At 63.4% G+C, this 18,360-nt stretch carries 12 protein-coding genes; 8 read left to right on the top strand and 4 right to left on the bottom strand.

Annotated elements, in window-relative coordinates; translation table 11 throughout:
* Positions 1–25: 25 nt before the first annotated feature.
* Positions 26–991 carry a GlxA family transcriptional regulator gene (locus CA982_RS05255; protein ID WP_086534287.1) on the bottom strand — a complete coding sequence of 322 codons (966 nt, stop codon included), beginning with the start codon at positions 989–991 and terminating at the stop codon, positions 26–28.
* Positions 992–1,165: 174 nt separating this feature from the next.
* Positions 1,166–1,723 (bottom strand): universal stress protein, encoded by a 558-nt coding sequence (locus tag CA982_RS05250; RefSeq protein WP_086534286.1) that lies wholly within the window; start codon positions 1,721–1,723, stop codon positions 1,166–1,168.
* 68 nt (positions 1,724–1,791) lie between these two features.
* On the opposite strand from CA982_RS05250, the gene CA982_RS05245 reads away from it, so the two are divergent.
* The 8 genes from CA982_RS05245 (at position 1,792) to CA982_RS05205 (ending at position 15,900) form a co-directional block, all read left to right on the top strand.
* Positions 1,792–2,958 carry a glycoside hydrolase family 3 N-terminal domain-containing protein gene (locus CA982_RS05245; RefSeq protein WP_086534285.1) on the top strand — a complete coding sequence of 389 codons (1,167 nt, stop codon included), beginning with the start codon at positions 1,792–1,794 and terminating at the stop codon, positions 2,956–2,958.
* A 101-nt stretch (positions 2,959–3,059) separates the two neighbouring features.
* Positions 3,060–3,662, top strand: a complete 603-nt coding sequence (locus CA982_RS05240) for a TetR/AcrR family transcriptional regulator (RefSeq protein WP_086534360.1) — start codon at positions 3,060–3,062, stop codon at positions 3,660–3,662.
* A gap of 259 nt (positions 3,663–3,921) precedes the next feature.
* A complete protein-coding gene (locus CA982_RS05235; RefSeq protein ID WP_086534284.1) occupies positions 3,922–5,445 on the top strand; it encodes a type I restriction-modification system subunit M in 1,524 nt (507 codons plus the stop codon).
* Complete coding sequence (locus CA982_RS05230) at positions 5,442–6,620, top strand: restriction endonuclease subunit S (RefSeq protein WP_086534283.1); 1,179 nt, start codon at positions 5,442–5,444, stop codon at positions 6,618–6,620. The genes CA982_RS05235 and CA982_RS05230 overlap by 4 nt, the downstream gene beginning before the upstream one ends.
* On the top strand, positions 6,617–8,413 hold the full coding sequence (locus CA982_RS05225; RefSeq protein WP_086534282.1) for an AAA family ATPase: 1,797 nt from the start codon (positions 6,617–6,619) through the stop codon (positions 8,411–8,413). Before CA982_RS05230 ends, CA982_RS05225 begins: the two co-directional genes overlap by 4 nt.
* Positions 8,413–9,519 carry a 5-methylcytosine-specific restriction endonuclease system specificity protein McrC gene (gene mcrC / locus CA982_RS05220; RefSeq protein WP_086534281.1) on the top strand — a complete coding sequence of 369 codons (1,107 nt, stop codon included), beginning with the start codon at positions 8,413–8,415 and terminating at the stop codon, positions 9,517–9,519. Before CA982_RS05225 ends, mcrC begins: the two co-directional genes overlap by 1 nt.
* Positions 9,520–9,657: 138 nt before the next feature.
* A complete protein-coding gene (locus tag CA982_RS05215) occupies positions 9,658–10,839 on the top strand; it encodes a TRAFAC clade GTPase domain-containing protein (RefSeq protein WP_086534280.1) in 1,182 nt (393 codons plus the stop codon).
* Positions 10,840–12,453: 1,614 nt separating this feature from the next.
* Positions 12,454–15,900, top strand: coding sequence for a DEAD/DEAH box helicase family protein (locus tag CA982_RS05205; protein WP_086534278.1), 3,447 nt, complete (start codon positions 12,454–12,456; stop codon positions 15,898–15,900).
* A gap of 109 nt (positions 15,901–16,009) precedes the next feature.
* Here CA982_RS05205 and CA982_RS05200 read toward each other — a convergent pair whose 3' ends face one another.
* Positions 16,010–16,912, bottom strand: a complete 903-nt coding sequence (locus tag CA982_RS05200) for a MaoC/PaaZ C-terminal domain-containing protein (RefSeq protein WP_086534277.1) — start codon at positions 16,910–16,912, stop codon at positions 16,010–16,012.
* Positions 16,912–18,276: a 3-oxoacyl-ACP reductase gene (locus CA982_RS05195; RefSeq protein WP_086534276.1), complete on the bottom strand. Its 1,365-nt coding sequence runs from the start codon at positions 18,274–18,276 to the stop codon at positions 16,912–16,914. Before CA982_RS05195 ends, CA982_RS05200 begins: the two co-directional genes overlap by 1 nt.
* Positions 18,277–18,360 lie beyond the last annotated feature (84 nt).

Raw genomic sequence — 18,360 nt, 5'->3', positions numbered from 1 at the left:
GGCCTTTCGATGGGCGGGTTTCGGGTCAGCGGAAGGTGCGGCGGTACTGATCGGGCGGTACGCCGAGCCGGCGGACGAAGGTGCGGCGCATCGTCTCGGCGGACCCGAAGCCGCACCGGGAGGCGATCACCGGCATCGTGTCGTCGCTCTGCGTGAGCGCACGACGGGCGGCGTCGGTCCGGACCCGTTCGACATAAGAGCCGGGGGCCTCGCCGGTCTGGTCGGTGAAGAGGCGGGAGAAATGGCGCGGGCTCATCGACGCGTCGCGGGCGAGATCGTCGACGCGGTGTGGCCGGCCCGGCTCGGCCTCGATGCGCTCCTGGATCTCCCGGATCGCCGTGCGACGCGCCCGCGGCATCCACACCGGTGGCGCGAACTGGCTCTGACCGCCGGGTCGTCGCATGTAGAGGACGAGCCACCGCGCGACGAGCTGCGCGAGTTCGGTGCCGTGGTCCTCCTCGATCAGCGCCAGCGAGAGGTCGATCCCGGCGGTGACGCCCGCGGAACTCCACACGCGATCGCTGCCGCGGACGAACAGTGCCTCGGCGTCGACCTGGATCGACGGGTACCGCTCGGCGAGCAGCCCGGTCATCGCCCAGTGCGTAGTCGCGCGTCTGCCGTCGAGCAGGCCGGCCTCGGCGGCGAGGAACGCGCCGTTGCACACGCTGACGACCCGTCGTGCGCTTCGTGCCGCCCGCCGGATCCAGCCGATGAGTTCGGGATCCCGGGTGGCGTCGTGGACACCGGTACCGCCGGGCAGGATCAGGATGTCGAGCGGATCGCCCGGATCGGGCAGCGGATGCGCGACGAACTCCAGGCCGACGCCGGTTCCGACATGCAGACCCGACTTCGACGCCAGCCGGAGGTCGTAGCGGACCTCCGCGCCCTGGTCGGCGAGTGCGATCGACGCGGTGGTGAACACATCGGCCGGTCCGGTCACGTCCAGGGCCTGCACCCCGGGGAACCCGAGAATCACCACCGATCGCGTCATGGGGACATCGTTTCCGACCCTGACCGTGGCGTCCAGGCCACGCATCCCACAGATCAGGACACGCCCAGCCCCTTGCTGGGTGAGCCCACTGCTGGTTGAGCCGGCCCCGAGCGGAGCGAGGCGCCGTGTCGAAGCCACGTGGTGACCTCGACAAGCTCGGCCAGCAGAGCTGCGCTACAGCGTGACCTGAGGCTCCTTCTCGCACTTGGCGGGAACGATGAACACCGGCCGGTGGCAATGTTTGAGGACCCGCTCGGCCACGCTCGACCGCAGCAACGCCTTGAGTCCCGACGCCCCGCGAGTGCCGGTGACCAGGAGATCGACGTCGAGCGCCTCGGCCGCGGCGACGAGCGCACCCCACACGGTCGACTCGACTTCGACGAGCGATCCACGTGCGGTCAGCCCACATTCGGCGGCGAGCGTCACACCGCGCTCGTTGATCGCGGCGGCCTCGTCTTCGAGCGCCTGGTCGACGCCGGCGTCGAGTTGGGTGTCGATGAACGGCTGCATCCCGCCGGCGAGGGTGGACATGCGCGCCGGCGTCATGCCGCCGGGTTGCCAGGCGGTGACGACCACTGCGGATTGTGCGCGGAGGAAATGCCCGGCGTAACGAATGGCGCGGTCGGCGTTTGGTGACCCGTCGTAGGCGATCATCAGCGTTTGTGCGGCACTGTTGCCGCCGCTACCGCTCCCGGCGGTGGCGGACCCGGACGAAACGGACCCCACGTCCATGGGCTCAGACTACATGCCAGACTCGTGCCATGGGCCCAACTCGCAGACCCCAGCGGATTCGTCATGCGATGACGACGGCAACGGTCGCGGTGCTGTGCGCGACGCTGGCCGCATGTACCTCGTCGACCTCGGATTCGCCGCCGCCGACACCCTCGTACTCCGCGGGTGCGCCGGCCGGTGCGTCCTCCCCGTCGTCGTCTCCGACCGCCACGCCGGTCGCGAACGCCTGCGGGGCAACCGAACTCGCGAAGCTGTCGGTTCGCCAGAAGCTGGCGCAGCTGATCGTCGTCGGTGTGACCGGGGCGGCCGACGCCCAGCAGATCGTCGAGAACGAGGAGATCGGCGGCATCTTCGTCGGGAGCTGGACCGACAAGGCGATCCTGACGAGCGGTGCGGCAGCACGGATTTCGCAGAACTCGTCGATTCCGTTGATGGTCACCGTCGATCACGAGGGCGGACGGGTGTCGCGGCTGTCCGCGCTCGGCATCGACAACGCCTCGCCGCGCGAGCTGGCCCAGACCAAGACGCCCGAGCAGGTGCGCGCGATCGCGGCCGACGTGGGTCGCAAACTCAAGCGCCTGGGCGTCACGGTCGACTTCGCGCCCGTCGCCGACGTCAGCGACGAATCGGACAATGAGGTGATCGGCGACCGGTCCTTCAGCAACGATCCGGCGGTCGTGACCGAGTACGCGGGGGCGTACGCCGCGGGCCTGGCCGACGCGGGGATCACGCCGGTGTACAAGCACTTTCCGGGTCACGGGCACGGTTCGGGCGACTCGCATCTCGGTGTCGTGACCGTCCCGTCGCTCGCCGAGCTGCAGGACAGCGATCTCGTGCCGTTCCGGACGCTGCTGCGTGACCCCGGAACCGCGGGCGCGATGGTCGGTCACCTGATCGTCCCGGGTCTCACGAAGGGGCTGCCGGCGAGCATCAGCCGGCCCGCGATCCAGATGCTGCGCACCGGTGTCGGGTACGACGGTCCGCGCTTCGACGGCGTGATCTACTCCGACGATCTGTCGGGCATGGCGGCGATCAGTGCGCAGTACCCCATCGAGCAGGCGGTGGAGAAGTTCCTCCTCGCAGGCGGCGATGTCGCGCTGTGGCTGTCCACCGACCGGGTCGCATCGGTGCTCGACAACCTCGAGCGCGCGGTGTCGGCCGGCCGGCTCGCTCCCGCCCGCCTCGATGACAAGGTGGTGCGCATCCTGCGGTCCAAGGGTGTGGTCAACTGTTGAACTGCCGATGCTCCTGACCGTGCGAATGGGGTTTCACCTTACCGGTTGGTAAGTTGTTGATATCGTCGGTCGAACAGACGTGGTGAACGGAGGTGGCGGTCATGTCGGGCGGAACCAAGCGCCTGCCACGCGCGGTGCGCGAGCAGCAGATGCTCGATGCCGCCGTGAAGGTGTTCTCGCAGAACGGTTTTCGCGAGACCTCGATGGATGCGATCGCCGCCGAGGCGCAGATCTCCAAGCCGATGCTGTACCTGTACTACGGCTCCAAGGACGAGCTGTTCAGCGCGTGCATCGCGCGTGAGTCGGGCCTGTTCATCGACGCCATGAGCGTCGGCTTCGATCCCTCGCTCTCGCAGCGCGAGCAGGCGGTCACGGTGATCCGCGAGTTCCTCCGCTTCGTCCATGAGCACCGGCAGTCGTGGCGGGTGCTCTACCGCGTCGCCATCGGCACCGCCGGTTTCGCCGGCATCGTCTCCGAGAGCCGCCAGCGGGTCACCGAGATGGTCGCCCAGCTGATCAAGGCCGGCACCACGGTCGAGGGTGCCAGTGACATCGACTTCGAACTCACCGCCGTCGCGATCGTCGGCGCCGCCGAGGCGGTCGCCGACCGCATCACCGAAGGCGACGTCGACCTCGAGAAGGCCACCAACCTCCTCGTCGGTATCACCTGGCGCGGCCTGAAGGGCGTCGGTACCGACTCCTGAGTACGTGCTCCCTGCGGTGCAAGGTTGTGCGTGGCCCACTGCTCCCTCAGCCGAAAGAACGACATAACCCTGCTCCCTGGCCTCAGGGGGCTGCCGTCCCCTCTGCTCCCTGAGGTGCGAGGAGCGCTAGCGACGAGCCACGAAGGGTTTCGCAAGTCAACCGCCCAAGCCCTCGAAGGCCCGAACTACCCGCCACTGTCACAACCCTCCGCTATACAGTTCTGTTCGGGTTCGCCAACAACGGTACGGAGTGCATTCAGTGATCACCGGAGAGCAGAAGAGCAAGGTCGACGCGGTCTGGGACGCGTTCTGGTCGGGCGGCATCGCCAACCCGTTGCAGGTGATGGAGCAGATCACCTTCCTGCTGTTCATCCGCCGCCTCGACGACGAGCAGACGCGCGCCCTGAACCGCGCGAACTTGACGAAGAAGCCCATACAGGACAACCCATTCCCGGTTGATCGCGAAGAACTTAGATGGTCGGTCTTCAAGAACTACTCCGCCGACGAGATGTTCGAGACCGTGGACAAGAAGGTCTTCCCGTTCATCCAGACGATGCGTGACGAAGACTCCACCTACGCCCACTTCATGAAGGACGCGCGCCTGCAGATCCCGAACGCGGCCATGCTTGTGAAGGTCGTCGACCTGCTCGACAAGATCGAGATGCGGGACCTCGACACCAAGGGTGACGTCTACGAGTACATGCTCGCGAAAATCGCGAGCTCCGGTCAGAACGGCCAGTTCCGTACGCCGCGTCACATCATCAAGTTGATGGTCGAGATGATGGCGCCTGAGCCAGGCGACACCATTGTGGATCCGGCCTCAGGTACGTGCGGATTCCTTGTGGCGGCAACCGAATACATGCGCGAGCACCATGGCGGCGAGATCAACTCGGGCAGAAATGCCGAGCACTTCCACAACGACATGTTCCACGGCTTCGACTTCGACAACACGATGCTCCGAATCGGTTCGATGAACATGCTGCTGCACGGTGTCGAACAACCGGACATCCGCTACCGAGACTCGTTGGCGGAGGCCAACACCGGTGATGCCGGCGCTTACTCGATGATCCTGGCCAATCCGCCGTTCGCCGGCAGCCTCGACTACGAGAACACGGCCAAGGACCTGCAACAGATCGTCAAGACCAAGAAGACTGAACTGCTGTTCCTTGCGCTCTTTCTAAGACTGTTGAAGCCTGGTGGACGCGCAGCAGTCATTGTGCCTGACGGCGTGTTGTTCGGATCGTCGAAGGCGCACAAGACTCTTCGTAAGATGCTCGTCGATGACCACAAGCTCGACGCGGTGGTGAAACTTCCGTCAGGTGTGTTCAAGCCGTATGCCGGCGTCTCCACGGCCATCCTGTTCTTCACCAAGACCGACTCTGGGGGCACCGACAACGTCTGGTTCTACGACGTCCAGGCCGACGGGTACTCCCTCGACGACAAGCGGACCCCACTGTTGGACTACGACAATCTGGGACCGCTTGCCAAACTGTCGGATGACGACCACGCGAAGAACAACTTGCCTGATGTTCTGCGTCGGTGGGCTAATCGCGACGGTTCCGAGTTGGAACGCGCCCGGACGGAACAGTCCTTCTGCGTTCCCTGGAACGCTATCGAGGAGCAGGGTTACGACCTCAGTCTGAATCGCTACAAGGAGATCGTCCACGAAGAGGTCGAGCACCGCGCCCCAGAGGAGATCCTCAACGAGCTGGAGAAGATCGAGGTGGACATCCAATCGGGGCTGGCGGACCTGCGAGTAATGCTGACTGGTGACGACGGATGAAGTGGCCTGTGGTTCCGCTCGGCGAGATCGTCGACTTCTACAGTGGAGGTACTCCATCGAAAGCGAATTCTGACTACTGGAGTGGCAGCGTACCCTGGTTCAGTGCCAAGGACATGAAGCGCGACGTTCTCGTTGACTCTGCTGACCACATAGCGGACGACGTGTTTACGTCAACTTCGATTAAGAGATTGCCTCGGGGGACCGTTGCGATGGTTGTGCGTGGAATGATCCTCGCACATACGATTCCGATCTCAATACTGGACGCAGAGTGCGCGATCAACCAGGATCTCAAAGCGCTAATCCCGCGTCGAGACGTGGTTCCGGCGTTCCTTGCCGCGATGCTCCGTGCGCAACACGGTGAGATCCTCTCGCAGGTCAGCACGGCAGCTCATGGAACCCGAAAGCTCGACTCCCGGGTCCTAGAGAATCTGAAGGTCCCTCTACCTCCCCTCTCCGAACAACGCCGCATCGCATCTATCCTCGACCACGCGGATGCCCTCCGCGCCAAACGGCGTCAGGCGATCGTGTACCTCGATGAGCTCTCGAAATCGATTTTTCATCATATGTTCTCGATGTTCGAGTGGCAGACTAGGCTCGATAGCATTATTGCCGCGGGTCCGACGAACGGCTTGTACCGACCGGCATCAGACTACGGCGCTGGCGTGCCGATTCTACGTATTGATGGTTTCGGGTCGGGCGCAGTTCTCTCAGACAGTTATCAATGGAAGCGTCTACGCGCGAACGAAGGCGAAATTGAGCAGTACGCTCTCGCTCCAGGTGACTTGGTAGTGAATCGCGTGAACGCACTTTCGCATCTGGGCAAGTCTGCTTTGATCTCGGACATTAGCGAGCCGTCGGTCTATGAATCTAATATGATGCGAATTCGAATTGACACAAACCGGGCCAATGGTGACTTTGTGCTTGCCTGGCTACAAACCCGGCGCGCTAAGCAGCAGATTCTTCGGAAAGCTAAAAAGGCGATAAACCAGGCCAGTATCAACCAGGCCGACGTTAAGTCGCTTGTGCTGCCGCTGCCGCCACTCGAGCTTCAGTGTCGATTCGCTGAACGCGTCGAAGCGGTGAGGGTCGAACGTGCCGCGAGTGAGCGATTTAGCGCCAGCGCAGACGATCTGTTCTACTCCCTTCAATCCCGCGCCTTCCGAGGTGAGCTATGACCCAACCAGTTTCGCCCTTCCCTACCAAGTCCGAGCTGACTCGACCGCTCCTCGAGCTGATGAGTAACGACCAGACTTGGTCGAGAGCGGAGTTGAAAGATTCCGTGGCCGATGCGTTTCGTCTGCCACCGAAACTGCGCGATGAGACCGTGAAGTCGGGCGGTACGCGGCTCGAGACTCGGGTGAGTTGGGCATTGCACAACCTCAAACTCAGTGGCGCAGTCGAAGCTACCGGACCCGGCCGAACACACATAACCTCCTATGGGCACCAGTTGCTGAGCGAGCACCCCGAACGGTTGACATCGGCCGACCTGGAAGCGTCGCCTCAGTATCTCGATGACTCGTCGGCTGCTGACGACGACGAAAATCTACCTGTGTGCTGGTTCGTCGGCGCAGTCTTCGGTAATGCGCCCGGCGATGAGGCCTACGACCACACCGACCAGTTTCGGACCCAGGGCCGGTGGCATGCAGGCGGCCCGCACAAGTATGCCGAGCAGATCCTGACTATGAAGCCAGGCGATCGGATCGCGATCAAGGCCGCGTTCACTCGCAAGCACGGGCTGCCGTTCGACATCAACGGTAAGACAGCCTCGGTGATGTCCGTCAAGGCGATTGGCATCATCACCCGCAACCTCGGTGACGGCGACGGCGTCGAGGTTGAATGGAGCACGGACGGCCTTCTTCCGGAAGAGGACTGGTACTTCTGGACCAGCCGAAGCACGGTGTGGGCGGTCCGCCCAAGTACCTGGAAGTCCAAAGCACTTATAGCGTTTGCGTTTGACGGTGTTGAACAGGACTTCGGCCGCTTTCTGGCCGAGCCATACTGGCAGAAGAAGTACGGGCTCGCCGCTAAACCGGCGCGTGACCACGACGACTCGACGCGGCTCGCCGAAGAAGTACCCGACGAACCCGCGTACACCGTCGACGACATCGTGAATGACGGGTGTTTTGTGTCGACTTCCGAGCTAAACGGCTACCTCAGCGCGCTGAAACGGAAGAAGAACCTCATCCTCCAAGGACCTCCGGGTACCGGAAAGACGTGGCTTGCCAAACGCCTGGCTTACGCCATCATCGAACGCAAAGACCGTTCGCTGATCCACGCACTGCAGTTCCACCCGACGGTGTCCTACGAAGACTTCGTTCGCGGTTGGCGACCCAGCGGGGACGGCAAGCTCACCCTCACCGATGGAGTCTTCCTCGAGGTCATCGATGCCGCGGTCAACGAACCGGACAACAATCATGTCCTGGTGATCGAGGAGATCAATCGAGCCAATCTCGCTCAGGTGATGGGCGAGTTGCTGACACTGCTCGAAGTCGACAAACGCAAGCCGTCAGAAGCCCTGCAGCTGGCCTACTCTCGCCCTGACGAAGACCCGGTGTTCATCCCCGAGAATCTCTACCTCATCGGCACGATGAACCTCGCCGACCGTTCGCTGGCGATCGTCGACTTCGCGCTACGTCGGCGGTTCGCCTTCGCCGATCTGTCACCGCAGTTCAACGCTGCGTGGCAGGAGTGGGTGAGCACGCGTAACGGCGTCGACAAGACCGTCCTGACCGGGCTCGCTACACGGATAGGCGCGCTCAACGCTCGGATCGCAGACGACCGTTCACTCGGTGCGCAGTACTGCATCGGCCACAGCTTCTTCACTCCCACCACCGACGCACCGATCAACGACGCGTCGGCGTGGTTGCGTGGGGTCGTCGAGCAGGAAATCCGTCCTCTTCTGGGAGAGTACTGGTTCGACGACCTGACCAGAGTCGAGACCGAGACGGCGAAGCTGATCGGCGCGTAGTGACCGCGCCGGGGGTCATCATCAGTGGCAGCACCGCGATCCCGGTGCGTAATCTGTGGCTGCTGATGCTGTACGCCTCCCGGCTCTATCAACGCGACCAGGACTTACGCAGTAGCAGTGTCGAGGCCAACCCTGACGAGCTGTTCGTTCTGGTGTCCGAGATTCTGGTCGTCGCCGCCGAGCGTCGCCTGCAACGGAGCCTCGGGCGGCAGTATCGATCCCGCTCAGCCACATTGCCCCGAGTGCGCGGCCAAATTGATGTTCTCACCACCGAGACGAATATGCTGCTCGCGCAGGGCCGTGTCGCCTGCACCTTCGACGAACTATCTGTCGACAACCTCCGCAATCGTGTCCTGCGAACCGCACTGATTCTCGCCGCGCGCCACGTCAATGATCTGACACTGGAGCGTCGAGCGAGTGGTCTCGCTGAGACTCTCGCGCAGTATGGCGTGTCAACGAGATCGGTGACCCAACGCGAGGCCGCGCAACTGACGCTCGGACGTAACGAGCAGGACGACGCCGAAGCACTCGACGCAGCACGCCTACTCATCCAAATGGTTGTTCCTGCAGAAGAATCAGGTACACAACACAACCGCGAACCCGAACGTGAAGCCGCGAAAGTCCGCACTCTCTACGAGGCTGCCGTTCGCGGCTTCTACCGAGCTGTGCTGCCGGCTGAGTGGACGGTGGCCGCCGGTGAAGTCCAGCATCACTGGTCGGTCACCGACCCGAGTAGTGGCCTGGCGGCCGTGCTCCCGATCATGAAGACCGACACCCTGCTGCAGTCGGAATCGCGGCGCATCATTGTCGAAACCAAGTTCGCAGACGCGCTCAAGCCGAATCAGTACGGCGCTGACAAGCTGTCTCGCGATCACATTTTCCAGCTCTATGCGTACGTGCAGTCACAACACGGCAAGGACGCACTGTCGACGACAGCCGAAGGTGTACTGCTGTATCCAGTGGTCGGACAGCACCTCGATGAATCGGCAACAATCCAAGGGCACCGCTACCGGTTCTTGACTGTAGACCTAGGTGGGAGCGCCGCTGCGATCCGAGACACGCTGCTGAGTGTTCCGCGGAACACTTGTTGTCGGCCCTCGAGATAGTCAACCGCGGCAAGGAGTGGAGCCGTCAGGTCTGCTGCCGCTGACCTTGACCGGCTCGGCGATCAGGACGGACCGGCTCGGGCCGATCAGCCGCCCTTTCGCAGCTGTGCTGACAGAGGCGTGTTGTACCGTCCTGGCATGGCCAAGTACCCAAGAGTTCGAGAGCAGCACATAGCCGTCTTCGGCGAGAGTGGGTCGGGCAAGACGGTTCTGGTTTCGTCGTTCTTCGGCCCGACCCAAGAGGGGTCATACAAGAACGATCTCTGGGATCTCGTAGCTGACGACACAGGCCAAGGGAGTCGGCTATACCAGAACTACCTCGGCATGCGGGATCGAGCGATGGCGCCGATCACCACCCGCTTCAAGTCCACGACCTACTATTTTTCCGTCCGGCTGAAAGGCGGAGACAACGATGCGGCCAAGAAGAGGCCCTTCGACGTCCTTCGGCTCGCTTGGCACGATTACCCGGGCGAATGGTTCGAGACTGAACCCAGTAGCGAAGAGGAGAGCAATAGACGTATCGACAGTTTCCGGTCGCTGCTTCGTTCCGACGTAGCAATTCTGCTGGTAGACGGGCAGAAGTTACTCGAGTATCCCGGCGAGGAAGAGCGATACCTCAAGTCACTCATGTTCAACTTCCGGCACGGGCTTCTGCATCTCAAAGATGACCTGCTCAAGGATGGGCCCATTGTCGAGTTCCCCCGGGTGTGGATCTTGGCCTTGTCGAAAGCTGATTTGTTCCCAGACTGGGACGTCGACATGTTCCGCGATCTGGTCATCCTCACGGCGGGAGAGGACATCGAGCGCCTTCGATCGACCGTCGCCGAACTCATCAAGTCTCCGGAGGCTCTCTCCATCGGCGAAGACTTCATGCTGCTCTCGTCCGCCAAGTTCGAACTCAAGGCCGACGGTCCGAAGACGCTCGACATCGACCTGACCCAGCGTGTTGGCCTCGATCTCGTACTACCTGTGGCGTCTATCCTGCCGCTGGAGCGTCGTGTGCAGTGGCAAGGGAGGTACAGCATTCCCCTTAAGGTGCTCGACTCGCTGGCCGACGGTGCTGACGTGCTATCAGCTGGCATAGCCGACGGGAAGTTCGCACCAGTCGATAAGCTTCTGGCCAGGATTGCCAAGGGGGGCAAAATCGCCTCCATAGCGCTCCCGGTCCTGGCCAAGGCAGTCCAGTTGGCAGGATCAGAACTGAGGAAGGCAAACGAGCAGGCCCGGTCGCAGCACGACTATCTGAGAGCGACACTGACGCAGTTCAAGCTGGACCTCGAGCAGGGCGTCGTCGACAAAGTGATCAAAAACCCAAAGTGAATACCCCGCAATACGACAGCGTCATCTGGGCCACTCGGGGTCGAACCTGGGGCTTTCGGTTCGTACTGGATGCCGGACTAGGCGATCCGCTTTCGGACTACGAGCGCGTTTTCGGGGATCTCCAAGACGCACCCACCGCGTGGCGTCGCCACGGCGGACAAGTGGCGCTGCGCTTTCCAGATCCGCTTGGGCGTCAAGACTCAGCGGGTCGCATCATTCCCCACGAGTTCGTCATCTCCGGCGATCTCGCCGCAGCGGTCGACTCGGTTGAGGACGGCCTACACAAGGTGTGGCCCTTAGTGTCTGAGGTCTACGCGATTGTTTGGGACGCTCCCCACCCACCGGATCTGCGCGGTCGGTGTACCGAAGGCCATTGACACACGCGGGAGACCAACTGATCACCCAGCGTGCGCACTGTCAGCGGCGGCGGCCGGTCCCGGGATGCCCGTTGGGTACCTCGATATTGCTGTGACGTGGGGAGATGTCGTACTCGGGTCCAAAGACAGAGGGTCGCCGCTGCCGCTTGCTCTTGACGGGCTTGATCGGCGGCAAGTCGTTCAATCGAGGCGTGCGCCGATCGAGGGCACACCCGTGTGATGGCTCCGTCGAGTAGAACTCTTTGCGGCACAGCCGACAGACACGCCGTGGCGGTGCCGAGGGTTCCTGTCCCGACCGGGGTTTCGCCTTTGCGTCGGGTTTGGTTCGTGACCGTGTCGGTTTTTTCTTGCCCTCGAACATGAATTTGAGCTCGCCGAATTCGTGGCTCTTCCCAACGCCCGGTTTCCTGGCCAACTGTCGTTTAAGCAGTTGATACTTCTTGCGCTTGGCGACAGTCGTACGTAGCCCGTACGCACTGCGGATGGCTTTCGCGACGTCACCCGGAACTGTCGGATGCTCGACATCACTCCCAGCGCCATACCTGACGGCGAGCCTCGCGATGTAGTCGGTACTCAGGTGAAGCTCCTGGGCAAGAGTGGCAAACGCGACGGAGTCGGGGGGCCGAGCCGCGCCTGGCCCGCTCACCGCGTTCTTGTAGCTGGCCCGTCGCTCCCGAACCTTCTTTGAACCAGAGGTCTTTGCGCGCATCGTGGTTGACCCTGAACCCGACTTCCTACTGATGGGCCGCATGGAGCTCGCGGTAGGGAGGCCGAACACTGAGACCAGCTTGCGGTGCTCCTGTTCTTCGGCCCTGGACAGCTGGCGAGATCTCGCGCTCCTGGCGAGTTGGTCCCGCCGGGTCCGCAGTGCCACAGACGACTTCATGCTGGGTTTTCCCGGATCTGGCCGGCGACCATCGGGCTGATCAGACTGGACCGATCGCGCACGCCCTTGTCCCCGAGGCGGCGCGCCAACTTCACGACCGCCCGTACGGGCAATCCGACTTCGTTTGCCATTGCGTGCGCGGAGATACCGGACAACGTCACCTCATCGTGGTCAGTCCGGCTTACCCCTCGCCGGCCGTCTGCAAAGTGAGTCCGATCAGATCACGCGGTGCTGACAGCTTCCGGGCGAATCCGACATACTGCGGACATGTCAGACCGCCTCGCTACTCTGGCCGGCTCGGCAACAGCAGGGCGTCTGTGTGTCAGGATCTATGCGGTGAAGGAGGCAGCGATGGCAGGCAACTTCGACTTCCTGCAGGCCGAGTGGCCGCAGATCTACGCCAGCGCCAAGAGCGCGGAGCGTGACGCGCTGTTCGATGCCCGCACCACCTGCTTCTACGCGCGGCGCACCCTCGAGTCGACGGTCAAGTGGCTCTACACCGCGCACCACCTGCAGGCTCCATACAGAGACGACCTGTCCGCACGAATCCATGAGCCGGCCTTCCAGCGATTGTTGCCGCCGCAGCTGTTCCCGAAGATGAACCTCATCCGGAAGAGCGGCAACCACGCAGTCCACGACGACCGGCCCGTCAGCAAGGAATTCGGCCTCCGCGTGCTGGGGGAGCTGTTCCACATCCTGTCGTGGCTGGCGCGCGAGTATGCAACAAATCCCGAGTCGAAGCCGTCAGCCACGACGCAGATCGACCGCGAGCGGCTCCCCAAGCCCGGCGGAGGTCCAGGCGTCGCCAAGACGGTTGCCCAGCTGCAGCAGTTGAACGCGCAGCTGGAACAGAAAGATCTCGAGCTCGCACGCGCCGTCGAGCAGCGTGCAGACCTGACAGCTCAACTCACCGCCCGCGACGACCAGCTCAAGGCCGCGGACGCAGAGAAAGCCACGCTCGAGGAACTCGTTGCGACCTTGCGAGCCCAGGTCGCGGCAGCCAAGGACGCGGCCGCCCCGCATCCGGATACCCACGACTACAACGAAGCCCAAACTCGCAGCGACATCATCGACCTGATGCTGCACGAGGCGGGCTGGCCCCTGACCGAAACGCGCGACCGCGAGTACCCGGTGACCGGTATGCCTGACGGCAAAGCCGGGTATGCCGACTACGTTCTGTGGGGAACCGACGGATTGCCGCTCGCCGTCGTCGAAGCCAAGCGAACGTCCACAGATGCCGGCGCCGGCAAACATCAGGCCAAGCTCTATGCGGACTGCCTGGAGGCGATGACCGGGCGTCGACCGATCATCTTCTATACCAATGGTTTCGAGATCTACCTCCATGACGACCTCAACTCGCCACCGCGACTCGTCGAGGGCTTCTACACGCGCGATGAACTCGAACTCGAGATCCAGCGACGAACCTCGCGCAAGAAGCTCGCCGACATCGACGTCCCTACTTCGATCGTCGAACGTCACTACCAGACACGAGCGATCAGACGTGTCACCGACAGATTCGAGAACGAGCGTCAGCGGTCCGCCCTTCTGGTGATGGCGACCGGGTCTGGCAAGACGCGCACGGTCATCGCACTCTCTGACATGTTGATGCGCGCCAACTGGGCGAAGCGCATCCTGTTCCTCGCCGACCGAGTTGCGCTGGTCAAGCAGGCGGTGAATGCCTACAAGACCTTCCTACCCGAGGCCCCGCCGGTGAACCTGTTGACCGACAAGAACACCGACGGACGCGTCTACATGTCGACCTACCCGACGATGATGGGCCTGATCAACGAGGTCGACGACGGCCGTCGCCGTTTCGGTCCCGGGTACTTCGACCTCATCGTCATCGACGAGGCCCACCGATCCGTGTACCAGAAGTACCGCCGCATCTTCGAGTACTTCGACTCATTCCTCTTGGGCCTCACTGCCACCCCCAAGGACGACGTCGACTTCAACACCTTTCAGCTGTTCGGGCTCGAAACCGGGGTCCCTACGGATGATTACGAGCTCGAAGAGGCCATCAAGGATGGCTACCTCGTGCCACCGCGAGCCGTCGACGTGCCTCTCGGCTTTCAGCGGCAGGGCATCAAGTACGACGACCTTTCCGAGGAAGAGAAGAAGCGCTGGGAGGCCCAGGACTGGGAGCTTGATGCCGCCGACGATGAGTACCCTGATGCCGTCGACGCCGAGGCCGTCAACAAGTGGTTGTTCAACACCGACACCGTCGACAAGGCGCTCGAAGTGCTCATGACGAAGGGGCACAAAGTCGCGGGCGGCGACCGGCTCGGCAAGACGATCATCTTCGCCAAGAACCAGCGCCACGCCGATTTCATCGCCCAACGCTTCGACGTCAGTTATCCCCAGTACAAAGGGACCTTCGCGGCGGTGATCACCCACTCGGTGTCGCACGGTCAAGACCTGATCGATCGGTTCTCGCAGCCGGAGGCAGAGCCGCACATCGCCATCTCGGTCGACATGCTGGACACAGGCATCGACGTCCCCGAGGTCGTGAACCTCGTTTTCTTCAAGCCGGTCAGGTCCAAGACAAAGTTCTGGCAGATGGTGGGCCGGGGAACCCGATTACGGCCCGGCCTCTACGGACCTGACCAGGACAAGAACGACTTCTTCATCTTCGACCTGTGCGGCAATGTCGAATTCTTCGGTGCGCACCCGGAGGCAGCTGAGGGAACCATCGCCAAGAGCTTGTCGCAGAAGCTCTTCGAGAAGCGCACCGACATCGTCTTCGCGCTCGACCGGTCGCACAGCTATCCCGCCCTTCGAGACGACGTTGCCGACGGTCTCCACCGACATGTTCAGTCGATGAACTTGGACAACTTCCTCGTGCGGCCACGGCGTCGTCAGGTCGAGACCTACCGCGATCGTTCGCAGTGGGAGTCGTTGTCGGAGCCCAAGGTCCGCGAGATCGTCGACAACCTCGCTGATCTGCCCACCACCATCCGTGACACCGATGAGATGGCCAAACGTTTCGACTTGATCGTTCTCAGCGGCCAACTCGCGGTCATCGAAGGGGACGAGACCGAGTTCTCGCGACGCCGGGACCGGGTCCGGGAGATCGCGGACGGCCTGCTCGAGCAGCTGACAATTCCGAAGATCAAGAGCAAGGAAGCGCTGTTGCGCGAAGTCGCGTCCGACGAATGGTGGGTCGACGTCACGCCAGAGATGCTCGAGGACGTGCGCAAAGAGATCCGGTCGCTCGTCGGCCTGCTGGAGAAGACCAAACAGCCGATCGTCTACACGGAACTCACCGACACCTTCGTCGGCGACGTCGAAGAAGTCGACATGCCGATCATGCGCACCGGCACCGACAAGGAACGGTTCACCGCGAAGATCCGCGACTACCTCCGGTACCAACCGGACAATCTTGCCTTGCAGAAGCTTCGGACCGGGAAACCGTTGACCCAGAGCGACCTCGACTCGCTGCAAGAACTGCTTGGACGCAGCGGCGCGGGCTCTCCCGAGGAGCTCCAGCAGGCCATCGCCGAAGCTCAAGGCCTACCGAAGTTCATCCGGTCACTCGTCGGGCTCGACAGACAGGCAGTCAATGAACGCTTCACGGCGTTCCTCGCCGAAACCAACGCGACCGCCGACCAGATCGACTTTGTCGGGCTCATCGTCGACTACCTGACCCGCAACGGGTCGATGGAGCCGGGCAAACTGTACGACCCGCCGTTCATCGACAAGGCGCCGCAGGGGCCGGACCAGGTCTTCGACATGGACAGGTTGTCACGGCTCGTCCAGATCATCGAAGGGTTCGACGAGGCGGGCGGGCAGTCGGCGTAGCGGAAAAGCATTGCAACACAAACACTCCCGCGGTCCCGCTTCCTATCCGCTGATCGGATCCAATCAGCGGGACGGAAACGTGACCGCGGGAGCGAAATGCGAAAGCCCCTCAGCCCTCGCGCGTCGTCGCGGTGAGGTGCGGGAATCCCTTGCGACGGTCGCGGATCGCGATGTCGAAGCTGCCCTTGCTCTCACCACTGCCGCCGTCGATCCGGCGGGTGTAGAGGTTCACCTTGGCCGGCAACAGGATCGGCTTGCCGAACTTGACGTCGTAGGTCACCGCGTCGGGCAGCTGGGCCTCGACGTTCGCGACGGCGGCTGCGGCACTCCACATCCCGTGGGCGATCGCCTTGGGGAAGCCGAATGCCTTGGCCGGCAGGTTGCCCATGTGGATCGGGTTGCGGTCGCCCGAGGCGGCCGCGTACTCGCGTATCCGCTTGAGGTCGACGGCCAGGATCGCGTCCGGCGGCGGCGGGGTCTTCGACTTCGGTTCGGGACCGCGCGGTTCGTCGGACAGGCTGGTGCGCTGCTGCTTGAGGAACGTCGCCGTCTGGGTGGTGACCAGTTCCGACCCGACGCTGATCTCGCTGACGACGTCGATCAGGATGCCTTTGCGGTGCTCGCGGAGGTTCTCCGCGTGCGTCACGATGTCGAGCGGCTCACCGGCCTCGATGGGCCGCTTGCGTTCGATCGTGTTCGTCATGTGCACCGAACCGACGGCGCCGAACGGGAATTCGTCGGACGTCATGAGCTTCATGACGACCGGGAACTGCAGCACGAACGGGTACGTCAGCGGCAGGGTGTCGCCGAAGCGCTGCCCGGTCGCGTGACAATACGCCTGCAGTGCAGCCGAATCCACGCGCACACCGTCGAGCCGGTAGCGCGTCTCGGGTGCGGTGGCGTCGGCCGGAACCCGCGGCGGTTTGCCGATACCGGGCAGCAGCGCGGTGACCGCCTTGCCGTACAGCTCGGCGGTGCCGGGTGCGGCGGGGAGGGTGATCGTCTTCGCCATCAGGCCCCCAGGAATCCCTGGCCGCAGACGCGGACCACGTTGCCGGTGATGGCATTGCTCGCCGGGTTGGCGAAGTAGGCGACGGTTTCGGCGACGTCGACGGTCTGGCCGCCCTGCTGCAGCGAGCTCATCAGACGCCCGGCCTCGCGGGTGGCCAGCGGGATGGCCGCGGTCATCTTGGTTTCGATGAAGCCGGGTGCCACCGCGTTGATGGTGATGCCCTTCTCGGCCAGGATCGGCGCGTAGGCGTCGACGAGACCGATCACACCGGCCTTCGAGGCGCCGTAGTTGGTCTGGCCGCGGTTGCCCGCGATGCCGGCGATCGACGACACATCGACGACGGCGCCGCCCTCGCGCAGCGCGCCCTTCTCGAGCAGGGTCTCGACGAGGGTCTGCGGTGCGATGAGGTTGACCGCGATGACCGCGTCCCAGCGGGAGTCGTCCATGTTGGCGAGCAGTTTGTCGCGGGTGATGCCGGCGTTGTTCACGATGATGTCGATGCCGCCGTGACGCTCGAGGGCGTGCTCGGCCAGCTTGGCGCCGGCGTCGGCGGCGGTGACGTCGAGCGGGAAGGCGGTGCCGCCGACCTTGTTGGCCGTCTCCGACAGCGCGTCTCCGGCCTGCGGGACGTCGGCGGCGATCACGTGGGCGCCGTCGCGGGACAGGACCTCGGCAATGGTCGCGCCGATGCCGCGTGCGGCGCCGGTGACGACGGCGACCTTGCCCTCGAGCGGGCGGTCCCAGTTCTTCGGTGCGGTCGCGTCGGCCCCGCCGACCCGGATGACCTGGGCGTCGACGAAGGCCGACTTCGCCGACAGCACGAAGCGCACGGTCGACTCGAGACCGGTCAGACCGGTCTTGGCTTCGGGGGAGACGTAGACGAGCTGGACGGTGGACCCCTTCAGGAGTTCCTTGCCGAGCGAGCGGGTGAAGCCCTCGAGCGCACGCTGCGCGACGCGCTCGGACGGGTCGGTGACCAGCTCCGGCGTCGTGCCGATGACCAGGAACCGCGCGCAGGCCGCGGTCGATCGCATCGCCGGCTGGAAGAACTCGAAGAGCTGACGCAGCTCACCGGGGGAGGTGATGCCGGTCGCGTCGAAGACCAGGCCGCCGTACTTGTCGGCGCTGCGGCCGGTCGTGGCGTTCTGGATGAGGTCGTAGTCCTCGGTCGAGAGCATCTCGCGGAGCGGTTCGACGAGGCGGCCGGACCCGCCGAGCAGCACCGGACCGGGCAGCGGCGGCTCGGAGGCCTTGTAGCGCCGCAGCGGCGGCGGGACGGGAAGTCCGGCCTGTTTGGCGATGAATGCGCCGGGCGCGGAATGGACGAAGCTCGAGTACAGGCCAGTGTTTCCGTTGGCGGCCACGTTGATCTCCTCTGACTGTCGTTCGACAACGAACTTACTGATGAGTAAGAATACGCTATAGATATCGCACCCGACCCTTGGGAG

The sequence above is a fragment of the Gordonia lacunae genome, from assembly GCF_002149015.1.
GTDB lineage: Bacteria > Actinomycetota > Actinomycetes > Mycobacteriales > Mycobacteriaceae > Gordonia > Gordonia lacunae.
The sequence above is the reverse complement of the archived record's forward strand: the minus strand, read 5'-3'. Positions and strand labels throughout refer to the sequence as shown.